Annotated in this window: 17 protein-coding genes and 1 pseudogene; 8 read left to right on the top strand and 10 right to left on the bottom strand. The window is 65.6% G+C overall.

The genetic code is table 11. The features are described from left to right. Nucleotides 1–165 precede the first annotated feature (165 nt). Both XI03_RS37640 and XI03_RS37645 read right to left on the bottom strand, forming a co-directional pair. On the bottom strand, nt 166–963 hold the full coding sequence (locus XI03_RS37640; protein WP_271594949.1) for an enoyl-CoA hydratase/isomerase family protein: 798 nt from the start codon (nt 961–963) through the stop codon (nt 166–168). Nucleotides 964–1010: 47 nt separating this feature from the next. Beyond that, entirely contained in the window at nt 1011–2210 is a 1200-nt protein-coding gene (locus XI03_RS37645) for a pyridoxal-phosphate-dependent aminotransferase family protein (protein WP_271594950.1), read from the bottom strand. 206 nt (nt 2211–2416) lie between these two features. Here XI03_RS37645 and XI03_RS37650 point away from each other — a divergent pair, with 206 nt between their 5' ends. Together XI03_RS37650 and XI03_RS37655 are read left to right on the top strand one after the other, a co-directional pair. Then, nucleotides 2417–5425, top strand: a complete 3009-nt coding sequence (locus XI03_RS37650) for an FAD-binding and (Fe-S)-binding domain-containing protein (protein ID WP_271594951.1) — start codon at nt 2417–2419, stop codon at nt 5423–5425. Next, a complete protein-coding gene (locus XI03_RS37655; protein ID WP_018319272.1) occupies nt 5418–5846 on the top strand; it encodes a GlcG/HbpS family heme-binding protein in 429 nt (142 codons plus the stop codon). Before XI03_RS37650 ends, XI03_RS37655 begins: the two co-directional genes overlap by 8 nt. A 980-nt stretch (nt 5847–6826) precedes the next feature. On the opposite strand, the gene XI03_RS37660 is transcribed toward XI03_RS37655, so the two are convergent. Then, on the bottom strand, nt 6827–7609 hold the full coding sequence (locus XI03_RS37660; RefSeq protein WP_095425689.1) for an enoyl-CoA hydratase/isomerase family protein: 783 nt from the start codon (nt 7607–7609) through the stop codon (nt 6827–6829). Nucleotides 7610–7777: 168 nt separating this feature from the next. On the opposite strand from XI03_RS37660, the gene XI03_RS37665 reads away from it, so the two are divergent. After that, nucleotides 7778–9169, top strand: a complete 1392-nt coding sequence (locus XI03_RS37665) for a caspase family protein (RefSeq protein WP_271594952.1) — start codon at nt 7778–7780, stop codon at nt 9167–9169. Here the strand turns inward: XI03_RS37665 and XI03_RS37670 are convergent. Continuing rightward, nucleotides 9166–11255 (bottom strand): annotated as a pseudogene (locus tag XI03_RS37670) (molybdopterin oxidoreductase family protein). The gene XI03_RS37665 and the pseudogene XI03_RS37670 sit on opposite strands and share 4 nt — an antisense overlap. 234 nt (nt 11256–11489) lie before the next feature. Here XI03_RS37670 and XI03_RS37675 point away from each other — a divergent pair. Genes XI03_RS37675 through XI03_RS37690 form a run of 4 tightly spaced genes read left to right on the top strand, consistent with a single transcriptional unit; the run spans nt 11490 to nt 15774 of the window. Next, on the top strand, nt 11490–12464 hold the full coding sequence (locus tag XI03_RS37675) for a tripartite tricarboxylate transporter substrate binding protein (RefSeq protein ID WP_271594953.1): 975 nt from the start codon (nt 11490–11492) through the stop codon (nt 12462–12464). A gap of 15 nt (nt 12465–12479) precedes the next feature. Next, entirely contained in the window at nt 12480–12950 is a 471-nt protein-coding gene (locus XI03_RS37680) for a (2Fe-2S)-binding protein (RefSeq protein WP_271594954.1), read from the top strand. After that, nucleotides 12947–15079, top strand: coding sequence for a xanthine dehydrogenase family protein molybdopterin-binding subunit (locus XI03_RS37685; RefSeq protein ID WP_271594955.1), 2133 nt, complete (start codon nt 12947–12949; stop codon nt 15077–15079). Before XI03_RS37680 ends, XI03_RS37685 begins: the two co-directional genes overlap by 4 nt. Then, nucleotides 15076–15774: a molybdate ABC transporter substrate-binding protein gene (locus XI03_RS37690; protein WP_333936860.1), complete on the top strand. Its 699-nt coding sequence runs from the start codon at nt 15076–15078 to the stop codon at nt 15772–15774. Before XI03_RS37685 ends, XI03_RS37690 begins: the two co-directional genes overlap by 4 nt. Before the next feature lie 13 nt (nt 15775–15787). On the opposite strand, the gene XI03_RS37695 is transcribed toward XI03_RS37690, so the two are convergent. The 4 genes from XI03_RS37695 to XI03_RS37710 form a co-directional block, all read right to left on the bottom strand. Continuing rightward, nucleotides 15788–16594, bottom strand: a complete 807-nt coding sequence (locus XI03_RS37695; RefSeq protein ID WP_038971955.1) for an SDR family NAD(P)-dependent oxidoreductase — start codon at nt 16592–16594, stop codon at nt 15788–15790. Between the two features lie 21 nt (nt 16595–16615). Beyond that, nucleotides 16616–17908 carry a TRAP transporter large permease gene (locus XI03_RS37700; protein ID WP_028142561.1) on the bottom strand — a complete coding sequence of 431 codons (1293 nt, stop codon included), beginning with the start codon at nt 17906–17908 and terminating at the stop codon, nt 16616–16618. Next, entirely contained in the window at nt 17899–18450 is a 552-nt protein-coding gene (locus XI03_RS37705; protein WP_271594956.1) for a TRAP transporter small permease, read from the bottom strand. Before XI03_RS37705 ends, XI03_RS37700 begins: the two co-directional genes overlap by 10 nt. Before the next feature lie 64 nt (nt 18451–18514). Continuing rightward, the gene (locus XI03_RS37710; RefSeq protein WP_212428642.1) at nt 18515–19486 is read right to left on the bottom strand and encodes a TRAP transporter substrate-binding protein; all 972 of its coding nucleotides are present in this window, start codon (nt 19484–19486) and stop codon (nt 18515–18517) included. A 292-nt stretch (nt 19487–19778) separates the two neighbouring features. Between XI03_RS37710 and XI03_RS37715 the strand changes: the two genes are divergently transcribed. Next, nucleotides 19779–20555, top strand: a complete 777-nt coding sequence (locus XI03_RS37715) for a cyclase family protein (protein ID WP_271594957.1) — start codon at nt 19779–19781, stop codon at nt 20553–20555. 10 nt (nt 20556–20565) lie between these two features. Here XI03_RS37715 and XI03_RS37720 read toward each other — a convergent pair whose 3' ends face one another. Together XI03_RS37720 and XI03_RS37725 are read right to left on the bottom strand one after the other, a co-directional pair. After that, entirely contained in the window at nt 20566–21294 is a 729-nt protein-coding gene (locus XI03_RS37720) for a Crp/Fnr family transcriptional regulator (RefSeq protein WP_028142565.1), read from the bottom strand. 274 nt (nt 21295–21568) lie between these two features. After that, the gene (locus XI03_RS37725; protein ID WP_256379459.1) at nt 21569–21694 is read right to left on the bottom strand and encodes a hypothetical protein; all 126 of its coding nucleotides are present in this window, start codon (nt 21692–21694) and stop codon (nt 21569–21571) included. Nucleotides 21695–21719 lie beyond the last annotated feature (25 nt).

Genomic DNA, 21719 nt, shown 5'->3' on the forward strand with positions numbered 1-21719 from the left:
GTGGACGCGTAACCGCAGGCGCGTGCAATTGCGGCTCCGGAGGGCGGAACCGCTTGAAAGATTTGTGACATTGCAATTGCGCGGGGCCGCTGACCATGAGGGGTCAGCAATCGCTTCCACCGGTCGCGCCGCACCCAGCATGGCGCAGCCGGCCGAGGACGCGGGCTATCTGCCCTTCCAGTTCGGCGTGCGCTTGTTGAGGAAGGCATCCATGCCTTCGCGGAAATCTTCGCTCATATAGGCTTTCAGGATCAAGTCCTCGCCCTCTTCGCGCGACAGCGTGCGGCGGATGCGGCGCACCGCTTCCTTGGTCGCCTCCAGCGTGAGCGGCGCGTGGCTGGCGACCAGCTTTGCGGTCTCGTCGGCGCGGCGCTGCAGCGTCTCGACGTCGGGCACGACCTCGTTGAGCAGGCCAAGCGCCAGCGCCTCCGGCGCCTCGACGAGGCGCGCCCTAAAGATCAGATCCTTGGTGCGGGCGGGTCCGACCAGCGCGACGACACGGCTGATGTTCGACATCGACAGGCAGTTGCCGAGCGTGCGCGCGATCGGAAAGCCCATCCGCGTCGTCTCGGTGCCGATGCGCAGGTCGCAACAGGCCGCGATGCCGGCGCCGCCGCCGGTGCAGGCGCCGGCGATGGCCGCGATCACGGGCACGCGGCACTGCTCGAGCGTGCCGAGCACGCGGTCGATGCGGGCCTCGTAGTCGAGTGCGTCCTGCGCGGTCTTGAACGTACGGAACTGGGAAATGTCGGTGCCGGAGGCGAACGCCTTGTCGCCGGCGCCGGTCAGGATCAGCGCCTTGATCGAGCGGTCAGCGTTGATCTCCTGGCAGATCTCCGCCATGCGATCATACATGGCGAAGGTCATTGCGTTGCGCGCCTGCGGGCGGTTGAAGGTGATCCGCGCGATGCCGTCCGTGACGGAGTAGAGCAGGTCTTCGTTGGCAGTCGTCGGTGCGTTCATCGCGCGCTCTCTTCTTTTGGTTAGGTCGGTTCAGGCCAGTTGAGCCTTTAAGCCACCTGGGCCTTGGACATCGGCACCGCGTCGCGTCCCTTCAGGACGTCCATGGCCGCCAACACGCCGCCGCTCCGGTGCGGGATCTTTGCCAGATCCAGGCCCATCTCGACGCCGGCGAGCGTGCCCATCAGCATCAGATCGTTGAAATGGCCGATATGGCCGATGCGGAACACCTTGCCCTTGACCTTGTTCAGGCCGGTGCCGAGCGACATGTCGAAGTTCTCCAGCACAACCTTGCGGAAGGCGTCGGCGTCGTGGCCATCAGGCACGCGCACGCCGGTCAGCGCCGGCGAGTGCGCAGCCGGGTCGGCGCACTGCGTCTCCAGGCCCCAGACCTTGATCGCAGCACGCGTCGCCGCGCTGTGGCGCTTGTGGCGGGTCCAGACGTTCTCCAGCCCCTCCTCTTCCAGCATCTTGACCGCTTCGCGCAGGCCGTAGAGCAGGTTGGTGGCGGGCGTATAGGGGAAGGTGCCGAGCTTGTTGAAGTTGATGACTTCCTGCCAGTCCCAATAGGAGCGCATGCCGGGGTTGGCCTTCGCAACGGCGAGCGCCTTCTCCGAGACGGCGTTGAAGCCGAGGCCGGGCGGCAGCATCAGGCCCTTCTGCGAGCCCGCGACCGAAACGTCGATACCCCAGGCGTCGTGCTCATATTCCATCGAGCCGAGGCCGGAGATGGTGTCGACCATCAGCAGCGCCGGATGCTTGACGCGGTCGAGCAGCTTGCGCACCTCCAGCGGCGGCGTCACGCAGCCGGTCGAGGTCTCGTTGTGCACGACGCAGACGGCCTTGATCGCGTGCTGCTTGTCGGCGACAAGGCGCTTCTCGATCTCGGCGAGGTCGGCGCCGTGGCGCCAGTCGCTCGGGATGAAGTCGACGTCGAACTTGAACTTGTCGGCGATGCCGCGCCACAGCACGGCGAACTGGCCGGTCTCGCACATCAGGAGCTTGTCGCCGGGCGCGAACACGTTGACCATCGCCGCTTCCCAGGCGCCGGTGCCGGACGAGGGGAAGATGATCACGGGCTGCTTGGTGCGGAACACCCGCTGCATCGAGGCGAGAACCGCAAAACCGAGCTCGGCGAACTCCGGACCGCGATGGTCCAGGGTCGGCATGTCCATCGCCCGCAGCACCCGGTCGGGCACGTTGGTCGGTCCTGGAATCTGTAAGAAATGCCTTCCAGTGTGCACGGTCATCGGCGTCCTTCCCGGTCTTTGAAGCTTGTCTCGGCTTTGGCGTCGGTCGGCCCGAATTCAGGGCTCCCGCGAGCCGCTCGCATATCACTATTCGCCGGGCTTGTCCCTCGCCCGGCGAGGTCCGTCAATGCACAAGAAGCAGGGCTCGCTTGCCAAGGGCCGTGACGGGAGGCAAGACGGTGCCGGCGAACAGGCGAAAGCGGACCATGGCGGCGGAAGTGGCTGGAAAATCACCGGAATCGGCTGAAAAGGGCGGCCTGGCGGCACGCCTGGCCCGGGAAATCAAAGGCGACGTCCTGTTCGACCGCTTCAGCCGTGGCCGCTACGCCACCGACGCCTCGTTCTACCAGATCGTGCCGGCCGGCGTGGTCGTGCCCAAGACCATGGACGAGGCCCTGCTGGCCCTGGCGATCGCCCGCGATGAGGGGCGCAAGGTCACCCCGCGCGGCGGCGGCACCTCGCAATGCGGCCAGACCGTCAATGACGGGATCGTGGTCGATCTGTCGAAACACCTGAACCGCATCCTCTCGCTCGACGTCGAAGGCCGCACCTGCGTGGTCGAGCCCGGCATCGTCCTCGACGATCTCAACCGGCAGCTCAGAAAGCACGGTCTCTGGTTCCCGGTGGACGTCTCCACGGCCTCGCGCGCCACCATCGGCGGCATGGCCGGCAACAATTCCTGCGGCGGGCGCTCACTCCGCTACGGCACGATGCGCGACAACACGCTGTCGATGGAGGCCGCGCTTGCCGACGGCACGCTCGGCCGTTACGGCGAGGTCTCGCGCGATCTCTCCGATCTCGACGCCGGCAACAGCGCCCGCGCCCTGTTCCGCGACATGCTCGATCTCGGCACGCGCGAGGCCGACGAGATCGCGGCAAGGTTTCCGAAAGTGCAGCGCCGCGTCGGCGGCTACAATCTCGATGCGCTGGTGCCGCGCAATGCGCGCAACAACATGGCGCACCTCCTGGTCGGCTCCGAGGGCACACTGGCCTTCACCACCAAGGTCGAGCTGAAGCTGTGGCCCGTGATCCGCAACAAGGCGCTGGGCGTTTGTCATTTCGGCAGCTTCTACGAGGCGATGGATGCGGCCCAGCATCTCGTCAAGCTGAAGCCGATCGCGGTCGAGCTGGTCGACCGCACCATGCTCGCGCTCGGCCGCGACATCGCGATGTTCCGCCCCATCATCTCCGCCGCGATCAAGGGCGATCCGGACGCCGTGCTGGTCGTCGAGTTCGCCGAAGAAGACCAGGCGGACAACCTCGTGCGCCTGAAGCGGCTCGGTGAGCTCATGGGCGATCTCGGCTTCGGCTGGACCAACGACAAACGCAAATGGGGCGGCGTGGTCGAGATCACCGAACCCGCGCTGCAGAGCGGCATCGCGGATTTCCGCGCTGCCGGCCTCAACGTCATGATGTCGATGAAGCAGGAGGGCAAGCCGGTCTCCTTCGTCGAGGACTGCGCCGTGCCGCTGCCGCACCTCGCCGACTACACCGCACGGCTGAACGAGGTGTTCGCCAAGCACGGCACCAGCGGCACGATGTATGCGCACGCCTCCGAGGGCTGCCTGCACGTGCGCCCGGTGTTGAATTTGAAGCTGGAGAAGGACGTCAAGGCGATGCGCGCCATCGCCGAGGAGGCCTTCGCGCTGGTGCGCGAGTACAAGGGCTCGCATTCCGGCGAGCATGGCGACGGCCTGGTGCGCTCCGAATTCCACGAGACGATGTTCGGCGAGCGTCTCGTCGCCGACTTCCGCGAGGTCAAGCAGCGCTTCGATCCCGATGGCGTGCTCAATCCCGGCAAGATCGTCGATGCGCCCAGAATGGACGACCGCTCGCTGTTCCGCTTCAAGCCCGACTATCGGGTCGGCGTGCTGAAGACCAAGCTCGACTGGTCGGCTTATCCCGGCGCCGGCGGCGGCTTCCAGGGCGCGGTCGAGATGTGCAACAACAACGGCGCCTGCCGCAAGCTCGAGGGCGGCGTGATGTGCCCGTCCTACCGCGCCACGCGCAACGAGAAGGACGTCACGCGCGGCCGCGCCAACAGCTTGCGGCTCGCGATCTCCGGCCAGCTCGGCCCGGATGCGTTGTCCTCCGACGAGATGATGGAAACGCTCAAACTCTGCGTCTCCTGCAAGGCCTGCCGCCACGAATGCCCGACCGGCGTCGACATGGCCAAGATGAAGATCGAGGTGCTGGCCGCGCGCGCCGCCTCGCACGGCCTGACATTGCGCGACCGCCTGGTCGGCTATCTGCCGCGCTATGCCGGCCTCGCCGCGCGCTTCGCGCCGCTAGCCAATTTGCGCAACCGCAGCTCGCTGCTCCGAAAGCTGTTCGAGCGCTTCGCCGGCATCAGCGCACGCCGCGCCCTGCCCGCCTTCCGCAGCGACGTGTTTGCGCCGGCGGCTGACGTGGTCGGGCCCGTTGATGGCCGCGAGGTCGTGCTGTTCGCCGACACCTTCAATCGCATCTATGAGCGCGAGAACCTCGATGCCGCCCTGCGCGTGCTCGCGGCCGGCGGTTATCGCGTTCACCTGCCGAAGCCCACCAGCGGCAGCCGTCCGCTCTGCTGCGGCCGCACCTTCCTGTCCGCAGGCCTCGTCGATGAAGCCAGGGGCGAGCTCGATCGGCTGGTCGCTGCCTTTGCGCCCTTTGCCGCGCGCGGCGTGCCGATCGTCGGCCTCGAGCCGAGCTGCCTGTTGACGCTGCGCGACGAGCTCGCCTCGCTGCGCAAGGACAACGACGCCAAGGCGGTCGGCGCGCACGCGCTGACCTTCGAGGAATTTCTGGTGCGCGAGGCCGAGGCCGGCCGGCTGCAACTGCCGCTCGGCACCATCGCTCACAAGGCCGTGGTGCACGGCCATTGCCATCAAAAATCCTTCGGCGCCTTCAAGCCGGTCGAGCAGGTGCTGCGGCTCGTCCCGGGCCTTGCGGTCGAGACCATCGAATCGAGCTGCTGCGGCATGGCCGGCGCGTTCGGTTATGGCGCGGACACCTATGATGCCTCGATCGAGATGGCCGAGCTGTCGCTGCTGCCCGCCGTGCGGCGCGCAGACCCGACGACTCTCGTCGTCGCCGACGGCACCTCCTGCCGCCACCAGATCCATGACGGCACCCGGCGCGAGGCGCTTCACGTCGCGCGCGTGCTAGCGATGAGCCTCGATCGTACTGAGACCAATTCCACCTCAACTGCTGCAAAGGAAACCAGCCATGGCTGACCTCACGCTCGACACCGCCCGCAAGATCCTCGATGCCGCCTTCGCGAAGGCCGGCGAACTCAAGCTGAAGCCGCTGGTCGTCACCATCCTCGACGCGCGCGGCGTGCTCAAGCTCGCCGCGGCGCAGGACGGCACCAGCCTGATGCGCGGCGAGATCGCGCATGGCAAGGCCTATGGCGCGCTCGCCATGGGCATGGGCTCGCGGGCGCTGTTCCAGCGCGCCCAGGAGCAGGCCTTTTTCATCGACGCCGTGAACACCATCGCCAAGGGCGCGCTGGTGCCGGTCCCCGGCGGCGTCCTGATCATGGATGGCGCGACGCTGCTCGGCGCCGTCGGCGTCTCCGGCGACACCTCCGACAATGACGAGGCCTGCGCGGTGGCGGGCATCCAGGCGGCCGGGCTGAAGCCCAACGCGGGGTAAGGTCTCGTAGGGTGGGTTAGCCCTGTGGGCGCGCAAAGCGCGGCCGCAGGGCGTAACCCACCTCTTCCGCTTCTGCGGGACAGACAGTGGTGGATTACGCTGACGCTAATCCGCCCTACGACACCTACAAGCCCTTGCGCCACCCGACGGGCGAAACACCCATCGCTCGGTCAACCGTCACATCCCAAAATATTCGCCTTTACAGAATTTCGGATTTATCGCATTGTCGCCCCATCCTGATCCCGTGACAAGGGGCGGTCGTACGTCGTCACGAACCGCGGATCGGGCTGCGGTGGACGCTGGGCAGCGCCGTCGCGGATGTGAGACGCAGGGCGGGGCGATGGATTGAGCCGAACCCTGTGAGCGTCACGCAAGCCGCGTTGTACGAACGGCGCTCGATGCCTGCCAGGCCCTTGGGCGAAGACGCCCGGGGTGAAGCGGGAAGCCTGCGTACGGCAAAACCGTGTGGTCCTGGCCGTCGTTGCTACGGTCAAGCCCCGCGAATGCGGCGTCGCTTCGACCGAGGCGCGTCCGTGACTTTCGCGGAAGTGACGGAGGCAAGACAGAACTCGTCTCCGGGGAGAGCACGCATAAGCCGTCAAACCACTGCGCAGGGAAGGCCGGACGTTGGGCTGCCCTGTATTTCTCCTGTGCCTTGCGTGTGCATCATTCTTGCACGGGAGTCTTGCGGGTGCCAGCCGGCGCCCGGCCTTCCCTGCGCCCTTTCCTCGGACAGCGCGTGAAGCGAAAGCAAACCCCGGGCGAAATGCGCCGCGGGAAGGCGAAGGCGTGTCTGCTGTTTGAGATGTGAAGTTGGTTGAGCACACCCTCGTGCCCCGGACGCAGCGCAGCGCCCCTTCGGCGGTGCGCTGCAGAGCCGGGGCCCATCTCGCCGCCTACTTTGCCGCCTCCTGGGTCCCGGCTCTGCGCCGCAACGCCAAGAGCGTTGCAGCGCGTCCGGGACACGAGAGCGAGCCCCCTCACCGTCCCGTCCAGACCGGCTTCCGCTTCTCGCTGAACGCCTTCAACCCTTCCTTGGCGTCCTCGGTCATCGAGAGCAGCGCGATCTGGCTTTCGGTGTAGGCGATGCTCTCGTCGAACGACATCGAGGCGATGGCGCGCATGGCGTATTTGCCGCGGCGGATCGCGGTCGGGGATTTGTCGACGATGCGGCCGATCAGCCAGTCGACCTTGGCATCGAGCTCGGCGGTGGGCACGACGTAGTTGAGCAGACCCGCGGCTTGCGCCGTCTTGGCATCGAACGGCTCGCCGGTGAGCGCCCATTCGTTGACGAGGCGCGGCGGCGCAATGTTCTGCAACAGGCTCAGCACCTGCATCGGGAACACGCCGACCTTCACCTCCGGCAGGCCGAAGACGACGTGATCGGCCGCGACCGCCATGTCGGTCATGCAGAGCAGGCCCATGCCGCCGGCCATGCAGACGCCGCCGACCCGCGCAATCGCCGGTTTGGTGGCGTTCTGTGACAAACGTAACAGATCGGCATAGTCGACATTTGGTTTGGAATGATCCATCGCGAAAGCCGCGCCGGAATTCTGCAGATCGGCGCCCGCGCAGAACGCCTTGTCGCCCGCGCCCGTCAGCACGATGACGCGGACGTCCTTGTCGTCGTGCGCGTCGCGATAGCCTTTGGTGATGCCGGCGATGACCTCGCCGTTCAGCGCGTTACGTTTCTCCGGCCGGTTGATGGTGATCCAGAACGCCTGCCCGCGCTTCTCTGTGATGATTGCTGTGGTGTCGGTCATGCTACGCTCGCTTCCTTGCCATCCGTTTTGCAGCCATTTGCGGCAGGACGGGCGGCGCGCGCAAGGGCAATCTGCAACGCCGTGTCACCATAGCGTGTGGGCGCAAATTCGCTTGGCGATTGAATTGCGGGTGACGGCCGCTATCCTGACTGGAGATTTTGATCACCGATGAGCCATTTCATGCGCGCCGCGATGATGTCATTGCTGACAGGCTTGCTCGTGCTGGGCGCAGCGCCCGCAAGCCACGCGGCCGATGCCGCGAAACTGGCGCTGGTGATCGGCAATGCAAGATACCCCGACAACGAGTTCGTGCTGAACGAGGTCGCCAACGACACCCAGGACGTCACTGAAGAATTGAAGCGCGACGGCTTCGTCGTCGACCGGCAGAACAATCTCACGGCCGACGCCATGCGGCAGGTGCTGGATCGGTTCTATGCCCGCATCGAACGCGGCGCGGCGGCGCTGATCTTCTTCGACGGTTTTGCCATCCAGTCCAACCGGCAGACCTATTTGCTTCCGGTCGACGCGCAGATCTGGACCGAGCCGGATGTGGCACGCGACGGCTTCAGCCTTGATACTATCCTCGCCGAGATGAACACGCGCGGCGCTGCGATCAAGATCGCGCTGATCGACGCCTCGCGCCGCAACCCGTTCGAGCGGCGCTTCCGCCGCTATTCGGCGGGCCTTGCGCCGGCGATCGCGCCGAGCAATTCGCTCGTGCTCTACTCCGCCGCGCTCGGTGCGGTCGCGGCCAGCGGCAAGACCGAGCATGGCCTGTTCGTCGCCGAGTTGCTGCGCGAGATGCGCGCGCCGAACATCAGCGCCGAGCAGGCCCTGACCAACACCAAGAACGGCGTCGTCGCCGCCACCAAGCGCGAACAGGTGCCGTGGCTGTCGTCCTCGCTGACGACGGAATTCTCGTTCGCGGGTTCAGTGACGCGGCCGCCCGACACCAAGGCCGGCGACCCGACCAAGCCGGAGCCTCAGAAACCCGAGCCGCAGAAACCGGTCTGCGAGGCGCCGCAGGCAGAGCCGCTCCCGAGCGCGGACGATCTCGCCAGGGATCCCGTCATCGCCGATCTCAGCCGCAAGATCGCGGCGAATCCCAATGACGTCGCCTCGCGTTACAAGCGCGGCCAGGTCTACGCGATCAAGCGCGCCTACGCGCTCGCCATTCAGGATTTCGATGTCGTGATCCGCAGGAATCCCGGGGATGGTGAGGCGCTCAACAATCGCTGCTGGACGCGCGCCGCGACCGGCGATCTGCAGGGCGCGCTCGCCGACTGCAATCTGGCGCTCCAGGTCGATCCTGGATTGAGCGATGCACTCGACAGCCGCGGGCTCGTCAACCTCAAGCTCGGCCGGACCGCTGAGGCGATCAAGGACTACACCGAGGCGATCCAGCGCAACCCGCGCTCGTCATCGTCGCTGTTCGGCCGCGGCATCGCCACCCGCAGGAGCGGCGGTGACGGCGCCACCGATATCGCGCAGGCAAAGTCCATGAACCCGAACATTGCGAAGGAGTTCGCAGGATACGGCGTCACGGAATGCACTCCTTAGACGGGAGCGGCTTTCCTGATCCAGACCTTGTTGTCGTGGAACGCGGCCCCGCCGATCGGCGCGACGGTTTCGGCGCCCGTCAACATGTTGATGCCGCGGCCGCCGATGTGGTTCTTGTTGGGATGAACGGACTCCGCGATCAGCACGCCGCGCCGCACACCGTCGAACAGCGTCGCCACCAGCGTGGTCTCGCCGCGGGTGTTGCCGAGCGTCACCGCATCGCCATCGGCAATGTCGAGCGCGGCCGCATCCAGCGGATGGATCATCACGCTCGCCTTGCCCTCGCGCGCCTGCGAGGACGGCGTCTCGTTGAAGGTGGTGTTGAGGAAGCTGCGCGACGGGCTGGTCGCAAGCCGGAACGGATGGGCCTGGTCGGTCTGCTCGATCACGGCCCAATGGTCCGGCAATGCCGGCATCTTGTCGACATCGCCCATCGTGACGCCGAACGGCGGATGCGCCCAATCGGCTTTGAAGTGGAATTTCCCGTCGGCATGGGCAAAGCCGTCGAGAAAATGCGAGGTGCGGAAGTCCGGTTGCAGGTCGCGCCAGATGTCGGCTTCGAGGCCGCCGATGTCGCCGTGGTTGCTCAGCTTCAACGTCGCGTCGATCAATTCGCGCGGCGTCATCTCGAAGCCCTGATGCCTCGCACCGAGCCGCGGCGCCAGCGCCTGCAAGACCTCGTGATTGGAGCGGCATTCGCCGGGCGGGTCGATCAGCTTCGCACCACCGAGATGTGCTGGTGGCCGCCGCCGTAATAGAGATCGTCATGCTCCATGAACATGGTCGCCGGCAGCACGATGTCGGCCATCTCTGCCGTCTCGGTCATGAACTGCTCATGCACCGCGACGAACAGATCCTCGCGCGCAAAGCCCTGCCGGACCAATGCCTGCTCCGGGGCCACCGTCATCGGATTGGTGTTCTGGATCAGCATCGCCTTGACCGGCCCCTTGCCGCGCAGGGCCTCGGAATCGCCGGTGAGGATGCGGCCGATCTTGGACTGGTCGAGCGCACGGATGCTCTGGTCGATGGCGTCGTGGCCCTCGATGATGGATTCGTTGAAATGCCACAGCGCGTAATTGTTGAAGAAGGCGCCGCCGCCCTCATACTGCCAGGCGCCGGTCACCGCGGGAATGCAATTTGCCGCGTGCATCTGCGTGGCACCGTTGCGACTGCGCGTAAAGCCGTAGCCAAAGCGGAAGAAGGTGCGCTTGGTCTCGCCAACCGCTTTCGCGAAGGCTTCGATTTCCGCCACCGGAACGCCGCAAATCGCGGACGCCCATTCCGGCGTGCGCGTCTCCAGATGCGCTTCGAGCTCGGCGGGGCAGTCGGTGTATTTGTCCAGATAGGCGCGGTCGGCGTAACCGTCACGGAACAGGACATGCATCACGCCGCAGGCAAAGGCGCCGTCGGTGCCGGGCCGCAGGATGATCTTGATGTCGGCCTGCTTCATGGTCTCGTTGTCGTAGATGTCGACCGCCGCAATTTTCGCGCCGCGCTCCTTGCGCGCTCTCGACGCGTGCGTCATCACGTTGACCTGGGTGTTGACGGGATTGGTGCCCCAGATCACGACGAGGTCGGACAGCGCCATCTCGCGCGGATCGACGCCGGCGATCTTGCCGGTGCCGATCGCGAATCCGATGCGCGCAACATTGGCGCAGATGGTCTGATAAAAGCGCGAATACTTTTTCACATGCGTGAGACGGTTGAGCCCGTCCCGCATCACGAGGCCCATCGTGCCGGCGTAGTAATAGGGCCAGATCGATTCCGCGCCGAACTCGCGTTCGGCTTGATTGAAGCGATGCCCGATCTCGTCCAGCGCCTCGTCCCACGAGATGCGCGCGAATTGCCCCGAGCCCTTCGGCCCAATGCGGCGCATCGGAAACGTGATCCGCTCGGGGTGATGGATGCGCTCGGCGTAACGGGCGACCTTGGCGCAGACGACGCCGGCCGTGTAGGTCTGCTTTTTCGAACCGCGGACACGGCCGATGCTGCGGCCTTCGACCACCTCGACATCGAGGGCACAGGCCGAGGGGCAATCATGCGGACAGGTCGAATGGCGGATTTCGATTTTGGCGTGCTGGTTCATGGCCCAGTTCGTAACACCAAAATACCAGCCAGCCGAGCGCATTTATCCGGCACGGCCCATGCGATTTGCTCAAGGCGCGCGCGCCGCGGGTTCCTGCTGCAGCCGCGAAGGCGGCGCGGTCACACCGAAAACCGCCCGATATTCCCTGATGCGATCGGCTTTGTGAGGCGTCGACAGTCCGCATTCCCTGCCGCTACAGTGCCGGCCAACAAGAACGATATCAGGGAGGTGGGCATGATCGCCCGACGATCCGTGCTGGCATTGGCGGCCGGCTTGCTTGCCGTAGTCTCCGCAGCCCCCTCATTCGCGCAGGATTATCCCAGCCATTCGGTCCGGATTGTCGTGCCGTTCGGCGCGGGCGGGCCAGCCGACGTCGCCGCCCGGCTGATCGGCAACGTGCTCCAGGAGAGTTTTGGTCAGCCCTTCGTGGTCGAGAACCGCACCGGCGCCGGCGGCGTCATCGGCACGGTGGAAGCTGTGAAGTCGCCGTCCGACGGCTACACGCTGCTGATGATGTCCAACACCCAGACCGCGAATGAATCGCTGCTGACGGCGGACAAGCGCAAATACGAATTGATGCGCGACCTCGCGCCGATCGCGCCGGTGAATTATTCCGATCTCGTCATCGTGGTGAACCCGCAAGTCCCGGCGAAGACGCTGGCCGAGTTCATCGCGCTCGCCAAGGCGCAGCCGGGCAAGCTGAACTACGCCTCCTCCGGTCAGGGCACGCCCTACCACATGGCCGGCGAGCTGTTCAAAGCCATGGCCGGCATCGATGTCGTGCACGTTCCCTATCGCAACAGCGGCGAGGCGCGCAGCGGCGTGATCGGCGGACAGGTGCAGATGATGATCGACGCGGTGCCGGCGATGGCGCCGAACATCGGCGAAAATCAAGTTCGCGCGCTCGCAACCACCGGCAAGCAGCGTTCGACCGTGCTGCCGAACGTGCCGACAGCAGGCGAAGCCGGTGTAGCAGGCTACGAGGCGACGATCTGGCTCGGCCTGATGGCGCCGATCGGCACGCCGAAGCCGGTGATCGACAAGCTCAATGCAGCCGTCAACGCAATGGTGAAGCGGCCCGACATCGTCAAGCTCTGGACAGAACAGGGCGCCGTGCCCATGTCGATGACGCCGGAACAGTTCGACAAATTCCTGCGCGGCGACATCGAGAAATGGGCCGACGTCGTCAAGAAGTTCGACAAGTCCTGAGGCCGCAGAGCGATCATGCCGACCATTCAATTCCGGCTCAACGGCGCGACCGTCGTCGTCGAAACCGATTCTGACCAGGCGCTGCTCGATGTGCTCCGCGGCCGGCTCGGCGTCACCGGTCCGCATTTCGGCTGCGGCGCCGGTGAGTGCGGCGCCTGTCACGTCATGGTCGGTGACCGCGCGATGACCTCCTGCGACATGCCGATGTGGTCGGTCGCGGACAAGGACGTCGTCACGGTGGAAGGCCTCGGGACAGTGGAGCAGCCGCACCCGCTGCAACGTGCCTTCATCGCCGGACAGGCGATGCAGTGCGGCTATTGCGTCGCGGGGATCCTGATCAGCGCGGCGGCGCTGCTGCAGCGCAATCCGTCCCCGACGGAGGCGGAGGTCAGAGCGGCGCTCGATCGCAATCTGTGCAGGTGCGGATCGCACAACCGCATGGTCCGCGCCGTGCTGCATGCGGCAGCAGAGATGGCGGCATCATGAGCACGTCGTCCCCTGCCCCGAAGCTGCCGGTGAGCCTCGTGGCCAATCCCAAGCTGTCGTCCTGGGTGCGGTTCACCGATGGCGGCCGTGTGGCGATCTCACCCGGCAAGGTCGAGATCGGCCAGGGCATCGTCACGGCGCTGGCGCAGATCGCGGCGGACGAGCTCGATGTCGAGATCGGCCGCGTTGACATGATCCGTGCCTCGACGGCGACGAGCCCGAACGAAGGCGTCACCTCCGGCAGTCTCTCGATCCAGCAGTCCGGCCGCGCGCTGCGTCAGGTCTGTGCCGAGGTGCGCCAGCGCTTCCTTCGTGCGGCATCGGAACGTCTCGGCGTCGATGCCGCGCTGCTCGATATCGATGACGGCACCATCTCTGGTCCCGGCAATGTCAGGACCAGCTATTGGGAGTTGATGGACGAGGTCTCGCTCGACCACGACGCCACCGCAGGCCCGACAGCGAAGAGTGCCGCCGGGCGCACCGTCGCCGGACATTCGGTCCAGCGTGTTGACATTCCCGACAAGGTGTTCGCGCGGCCGCGCTTCATCCACGACCTTGCGCTGCCGGGACTGGTGCACGGACGGGTACTGCGGCCGGATATCTCGGGCGCCAAATTGATCGCACTTAATGAGGAGGCTGCACGCGCAGTCCCCGGCCTCATTGCGATCGTCCGCGACGGCGGCTTTGCCGGCGTGGTCGCCGACAACGAGGCGGCCGCGGACGCAGCGCTCAAGGCCTTGCGCAAGAGCGCGACATGGTCGGCGGGCGAGCCGCTGCCCGATGAAGACGATCTGGCGGGCTTTTTGAAGAGCCAGCCGGTCGAGAGCAGCATCATCGACACCAGGATGGCGGAGCCGGCGCGCAAGCCCGTCCAGACCCTCCGCCGGCAATACACCCGCCCCTACATCGCCCACGCCTCGATCGCCCCGTCCTGCGCCATCGGCCGATGGGATAGTGACCGTGTCCATGTCTGGACGCACAGCCAGGGCGTCTACCTCCTGCGCGCCGATCTCGCGATCGTGCTGAAGCTGCCGGCCGAGAACATCGTCGTCGAGCACATCGAGGGCGCCGGCTGCTACGGACACAATGCGGCCGACGACGTCGCGCTCGACGCCGTGCTGCTGGCGAAGGCGGCCGGTGGCCGTCCGGTGCGCGTGCAGTGGTCACGGCACGACGAGATGTCCCACGCGCCCTTTGGGGCGGCGATGGCCATCGAGATCGAGGCCGATCTCGATGCAGGCAACGAGATCGCCGGCTGGCGCCACGCGATCTGGAGCAACGGCCATGCAGCAAGGCCGGGACGCGCGGCGCAGCCGGCGCTGCTTGCCGCAACCGAGATCGCCAATCCCTATCCCCGCATGATCTCGACAAACCCGCCGGCCGCCAATGGCGGCGGCGGCGACCGCAACTCCGTCCCGCTCTACGACTTCCCGGCCTGGACGATCACGAGCCACCGGCTGCTGACCATGCCGGTGCGCACCTCGGCGCTGCGGACGCTGGGCGGGCAAGGCAACGTGTTCGCCATCGAGTCCCTGCTCGACGAGATCGCTGCCCTGCGCGGCGAAGATTCGATCGCGTTCCGTCTGCGGCATTTGCGTGACGAGCGGGCGCACGATGTCATCAGCGCTGCGGCGCGACGCGCCGCATGGAAGCCGCAGAAGCAGCCCGGCATCGGTCACGGCGTCGGCTTTGCCCGCTACAAGAACATGGGCGCCTATTGCGCTGCGATTGCCGAGATCGAGGGCACCGACGACATCCGCGTCAAGCGGCTGACGCTTGCAGTTGACGTCGGCGAGGCCATCAATCCGGACGGCGTGGTCAACCAGATCGAGGGCGGCGCGATCCAGGCCACGAGCTGGGTGCTGAAGGAGCGCGTCCGGTTCGACCGCACCGGCATCACTTCGACCTCCTGGACGGACTATCCGATCCTGACCTTCAGCGAGGTGCCGGCCGTGGATGTCGAGATCATCCAGCGGCCCGAGATCGATCCGGTCGGCGCCGGCGAAGCCGCGCACGGCCCGGTGACGGCGGCGATCGCCAATGCGGTGTATGATTGCCTCGGCGTGCGTGTGCGCGACCTGCCGATCACGCGCGACAAGATCATTGCAGCGATGGAGCGTGCGCCTTGACGACAGTGAACGTTTTGAGCGGCGGCGCGGCACAAGGCCTGGTGCGCGGCGTTACCGAGGCTTTCAAGGCGCAAACCGGCCTCGGTATCGACGGCGAGTTCGGCGCGGTCGGCGTGATGGCGGACAAGCTGCGCGCGAGCACGCCGGCCGATCTCGTGATCCTGACGCAGGCGCTGCTTGCGAGGCTGGCCGAGGAGAAGCTCGTCGTCCCCTCATCGATCACGGATGTCGGCCGGGTCGAGACCGCGCTGGCGGTCCGCAGCCGCGATGCCAAGGTGACGGTGAAGACCGAGGCCGATCTGCGCGGGGTGCTGCGCGGCGCCGATGCAATCTATGTCCCTGACACCAAGGCCTCGACCGCGGGCCAGCATTTCGCAAAAGTGCTGGACCAACTCGGCATCGGCTATGAGGTGGCATCGCGGCTGAAGATCTTTCCGAACGGTGCAACCGCGATGCGGGAGCTCGCGGCATCTGGCGCGGCAAAGCCGATCGGATGCACGCAGGCGACCGAGATCATCGCGACAGACGGCATTGCATTGTCAGGGGCGCTGCCGCCCGGCTGCGAACTCGTGACGATGTATACGGCCGGCGTGACAATGCGGACAGCGCATCCGACAGAGGCGGCCGCGCTGATCGCGTTGCTGACCGGCGCAGATCGGAAGGACCTGCGCCAGCGCGCTGGTTTTACCGGCTAGAGCCGATGACGCCCTATTTGTGCAGCTGGGTGAGGCCTGTCGGCGGGCCGTCGACGGCGGTCCAGCCGCCATCGACGAACAGCGTGCTGCCGCTGACATAGCTGGCGGCATCCGAAGCAAGATAGGCCACCGCGGTCGCGACCTCGTCGGCGCTGCTCCAGCGGTTGAACACGGTGTGGCCGGCGTAGAGATTGTAGATGTCGGGGCGCTGCTTGAACGGGCCGGTCAGCGCGGTTTCGGCGATGCTCGGCGCGATCGCGTTGACGCGCACGCCGGCATGGCCGACCTCGGAGGCAAAGCCCTTCACCAGCAGGCCGATCGCCGCCTTGGTCGAGCCGTAGACGCCGAGGCCCGGCTCGATGGTCACGGCGCGCACCGACGAGCAGGCGATGATGCTGCCGCCCTTTTGCGCGACCATGATGCGGCCGAAGGCCTGGAAGAACCACACCGTGCCCTTGACGTTGAGGTTGAGGACACGGTCGAGATCCTCCTCGGTGTAGTCGAGGATGGTCTTGCGGATGTTGAGCCCGGGCGTGGTCACCGCGATGTCGAGCCGGGCAAATTTCTGCATCACCGTTTTGGCCAGCGCATTGACGTCCGCAGCGCTCGCGGCGTCACAGCTGGCTGCTTCCGCCCAGCCGCCCTTGTCGCGAATCCCGGCGGCGGTCGCCTCCGCGGCGTCAAGCGCGCGATCGGCGCAGACGACGCGGGCCCCGAGCCCAGCCAGCGCCTCGGCCGACGATTTGCCGATGCCCGATGCGGCGCCGAGCACCACGGCCGTCTTGCCGGTGAGATCAAAGAGCTTGCGATAGTCAGTCACTGATAGCTTCTCCTGTAGCTGCTAGCCCTTGTAACCCATCAGCAGGCGGGGCAGCCACAGCGAGAATGCAGGGACGTAGGTCACGAACATCAGTGCTGCGATCAGCGCGGCGTAGAACGGCAGGATGGTGCGCATCACCGCGCCCACCGAAATGCCGCCAATGGCGCAACCGACGAACTGCGTGGTTCCGACCGGCGGGGTGTTCAGCCCGAGGGCGCAATTGATCAGCATCAGCATGCCGAACTGCACCGGATCCATGCCCGCCTTCATCGCGATCGGCAGGAAGATCGGGGTGCAGATCAGGATGGTCGCGGCCATGTCCATGAACGTGCCGAGCACGAACAGGATGACGTTGATGAGCAGGAAGATGACCCAGGGCTGCGTGGAGACCTTGCTCATCAGGTCGCCGGCGAGGTCCGCCACCTCGTACAGCCCCATCAGATACTGGAACATGGTGGAGACGCCGATCAGCAGCAGCACCACGCCCGTCGTCTTCACCGCCTTGGCGGCGGCGCGCAGGAAGTTGCTCCAGGTCATGGTGCGGTAGATGAAGAACGTCAGCAGCATCGTATAGGTGACCGCGACGGCGGCAGATTCGGTTGCCGTGAAGACGCCGGACAGGATGCCCGCCAGGATGATGCCGACGATCAGAAGGCCCGGCAGCGCGGCCGCGAGCGAGCGGAAAACCTCGGCCCAGCCCGGGAACTTGCCGGCCGGATAGCCGCGCTTCACGGCAACGCCATAAGCGGCGACCAGCATGCACGCCATCAACACGATTGCCGGCAGGAGGCCCGCGGCGATCAGCGCGCCGATCGATACCTTGCCCCCGGCTGCCAGGGCATAAATGATCATGTTGTGGCTGGTCGGCATCAAGGCGCCCACCAGCGAAGCGTGGGTCGTGACATTGACGGCGTAGTCGGTGTCGAACCCCTCCTTTTTCATCATCGGGATCATCACCGCGCCCATCGCCGACACGTCGGCCACGGGCGATCCGGAGACGCCGCCGAACAGGGTGCAGGCGACCACGTTCGACATGCCGAGCCCGCCGCGGATGTGACCGACGAGATTCTTGGCGAGCTGCACGATCTTGTCGGCGACGCCGCCATGCAGCATCAGCTCACCGCTGAAGACGAAGAAGGGAATCGCAAGGAACGAGAAGATGTTCATCCCCGACATCATCTGCTGGAAGATGACGGCGACCGGCAGACCTTCGTAGAGGATGGTGCAGATCGCCGAAAGACCGATCGCGAAGGCAACCGGGACGCCGAGGATCAGGAAGCCGAAGAACGTGGCGCCGAGGATGATCAGTTCCATGAGGGGACGACCTCTTCGCCGCGCAGGAGAGCAATGATGTGCTCGATTGAAAAGAAGACGATCAGGACGCCGGAGGCGATCAGCGGGACGTAGCGGATGACCTCGGGGAGGCCGAGATTGGGAATCTTCACGGTCCCCACGGATGCGCCGAGAATCCAGCCGTTATAGGCCATCGCGACGCCAAACGCGGCCACCAGGACGTGGATGACGAGCTCGATCTTCTCTCGCGCGTGATCCGGCAGCATCACCAGCAGGCTGTCCATGCCGATGTGTCCGGCATCGCGCACGCCGACGGCGGCGCCGATCAGCGTGACATACAGGATGAGAACCAGCGCAAGGTTCTCCGTCCAGGTCGGGCTCGAATTGAGCACGTAACGACCGAACACCTGATAGAATACGACGGTGACGATGAGGAGCAGTCCGCTCACGGACAGATACATGCCCGCGCGCGCGACGACGGCATTGACGCGCGACAGCACGCCGGTCGCCGGGCGTACGGCGACCGCCCCCTGCTCGTGGTCTGCGACGTGTGGGTCTGTCATTCCCGCGTCTCCTTGCAAAGGTCCGGGTCGCCTTCGCGGCGACACCGGACCCGACGCTGTGGCGTTACTTCGTGTCCTGGATACGCTTGACGAGGCCCTGCAGCTTCTCGTCACCCGCAAACTTCTGGTACACCGGCTTCATCGCGTCGACGAATTCCGCCTTGTTGGCGATCGTCACGACCTGAACGCCGGCGGCCTCGACCGTCTTGCGGGACGCCTGCTCACGCTCGTCCCAGAGCTTGCGCATGACTGGTACCGATTCCTTGGCCGCCTTGCGGACCATCGCCTGATCCTCCTTGCTCAGCGTGTCCCAGACCTTCTTGGACATCACCAGAACTTCGGGTGCCAGGGAGTGCTCGGTGATGTTGTAGAACTTGGCGGCCTCGAAATGGCGCGACGACTCGTAGGAAGGCCAGTTGTTTTCGGCTGCATCCACCAGGCCGGTCTTGAGCGCGGTGTAGACCTCGCCATACGGCATCGGCGTCGGGTTGGCGCCGAGGCTCTGGATCATGCCCACCCACAAATCGGACTGCTGGACACGAATCTTCAGACCCTTCAGGTCCGCGAGCGACTTGACCGGCGCCTTCACGGTGTAAATGGACCGGGCGCCGCTATCGTAATAGGCAAGGCCGACCAGGCCTGCGGGCTCCATCGCCGCCAGGATCTCATCGCCGATCGGCCCGTCGAGGACGGTGCGCATGTGCTGCGTGTCGCGGAAGACGAACGGCAGGCACAATGCGATCGTTTCCGGCACGAAGTTGTTGAGCGGCGACGCGTTGATCCGCATCATGTCGAGCGCGCCGATCTTGAGTTGCTCGATGGTGTCCTTCTCCGAGCCCAGGGCTCCGTTCGGAAACACCTTCACGCCGAGCTTGCCGCCGCTCGCCGCCGCGAGCTGCTTGCCCATGAACTTGACGGCCTCGACGGTCGGATAATCGGCGGGATGGATGTCGGCGGAGCGGAAGTCGCGTGCGGTCGCCAGCGGCGCTGAGAGCACCATTGCAACGGCTGCGATGATACCGGTGAGTGTCTTCATCTGGGCTTCCTCCTGGGTTGATTATGTCGTTGTCGGCAGGCTGCAGGCCGCCTTGGGTCGCTCCCCTTCAGGTGTGAAGTCAAGCGCCAATGTCGTCCCTAGGGCGCGCGGCATTCCATGTCCAAGCCAAATCCGGCATTGATCGATGCAGCAGTTGCATCGATCAATCTGGCGCAATTTGCGTCGTCGTGGAAGCCGGCGGGATGGCTTGCGTCGCCGGCACGTGACTTGACGCGACCAAGAGAGGCCCCTCAAGATGTCCGAAACAGCGGACTATTTCGAAGGAATGCCCATGCCGCGGAAGCTGATCGATATCTCGGTGCCGCTCAGAAACGACGTGACGGCCGATCCGCCGGGCAACCATCCGACCATTCAGTACATCGATCACCAGCAGGGCCTGCCGCGCATGCTGCAGTTTTTCGACGGCCTCAAGGCGCAGGATTTGCCCGATGGCCAGGGCTGGGCCGTCGAGCAGGTCTCGCTGTCGACCCATAACGGCACGCATCTCGATGCGCCCTGGCACTTCCATCCGACCATGAACCGCGGCGAGCGGTCTTGGACGATCGACGAGGTGCCGCTGGAATGGTGCTTTCAGCCCGGCGTGAAGCTCGACTTCCGGCATCTGCCCGACGGCTACGTGGCGAGCGCCGACGACGTCGAGACGGAGCTGAAGCGCATCGGGCACACGCTCTCGCCGCTGGAGATCGTGGTCGTCAACACCAGCGCCGGCGCCAAATTCGGCAAGGCCGACTACGTCAATTCCGGCTGCGGCATGGGCTATGAGGCCACCATGTATCTGCTCGAACGCGGCGTGCGGCTGACCGGCACGGACGGCTGGAGCTGGGACGCGCCGTTCCTCTACACCGCGAAGAAATATGCCGAGACAAAAGATGCCGGCCTGATCTGGGAAGGCCACAAGGCGGGACGGCACATCGGCTATTGCCATCTGGAGAAACTGCACAATCTCGACCAGCTGCCCTCGACCGGCTTCACGGTCTCGTGCTTTCCGGTGAAGATCGAACGCGCCTCCGCGGGCTGGACCCGCGCAGTCGCCATCATCGATGGCTAGGCGTACGCGCTCACTCGCCGTCGAGGCCGCTCTCGGCGAGTTCGCGCAGCGCATCCGTATCGAGCACGACGATGGCGCCGTGCTCGAGGCGAACCCAGTTGCGGCCGGCCCAGGCGCGCAATTGCTTGTTGATGCTCTCGCGCGTCATCCCCACCATCTCGCTGATCTCCTGCTGCGTGATGGCGAGCGTGCCGCTACCGGAGTCGAACTTGCGCTCCTCGGTGAGACCGAGCAGCGCGCTCGCCAGCCGCCCCGGCAGATTTTGCAGGATGACCTGCTCGACCTGCTGGCTGGTCCAGCGCAGACGGGCGCAGAGCAGCTCGATGAATTTCATCGCCAGCGCCGGCTGGCTCTTCACGAACGGGAGGAAGTCCCGGCGATCGATGATGTAGAGCTCGCAATTGGTGTTGGCGGTCGCATCGGCTGACCGGGGAGCGCCGTCGAGCACCGCGATCTCGCCGAAGATTTCTCCGGGACCGATCAGATTGAGAATGGCGTTCCGTCCGTCGGGCGACGAGGAGGAAATCTTCACTGTCCCCGTGATCACCGCAAACAGATTGTTGCCTGGATCGCCCTTGGCAGCGATCGTCGCGCCGCGCTTCACGGTGGTGTGCTTGGCGTAGCGGCAAAGCTGATCGAGCGCTTCCGGCTCCAGATCCGCGAAGATCGGGTGCTTGCGCAGGACCGATAGTTTATTGCCCGCCGACTGTCGGGGGTCGCCGGTCTTGTCCTGAGGCACGCCGCGGGGCTCCTAAGACTGCGAGGCACTGAGGTTCCTGCGTAGTCAACGTTATCAGGCTTTTCAACCGGAAAGCACCCGCGCGATTTGTGGCAAATGCCCCGAAAAGGCCGCGTTCAAGCCGAAAGCCTGCATCCGAAGGATGCGCCGATGCGGTCCGGTCGATGCAGAGTTGCAGGCAACGCAAGCCGCGCTTGCGTTGAGGCGCTGGCGAAGGCCAAGCCGGCCGAGCGTCGGCTGTTGGCGCGTCTGAGCGGATCAAGACCTCAGGAGGTCAGCGCTTGGAATCCGGATCGAGCCGGCCTGCACTGGTTTGCCGGTCTGCCCAAGCCAGAGCTGCGGCGAATGCGACGAAGATCGCGACGACGACGATGGTCACCAGCAACGCATCAGCGGGCATTATCCCCTCCCAAAGGTCTGGGGCA

The organism is Bradyrhizobium sp. CCBAU 65884 (assembly GCF_028128835.1).
Lineage (GTDB): Bacteria > Pseudomonadota > Alphaproteobacteria > Rhizobiales > Xanthobacteraceae > Bradyrhizobium > Bradyrhizobium ottawaense.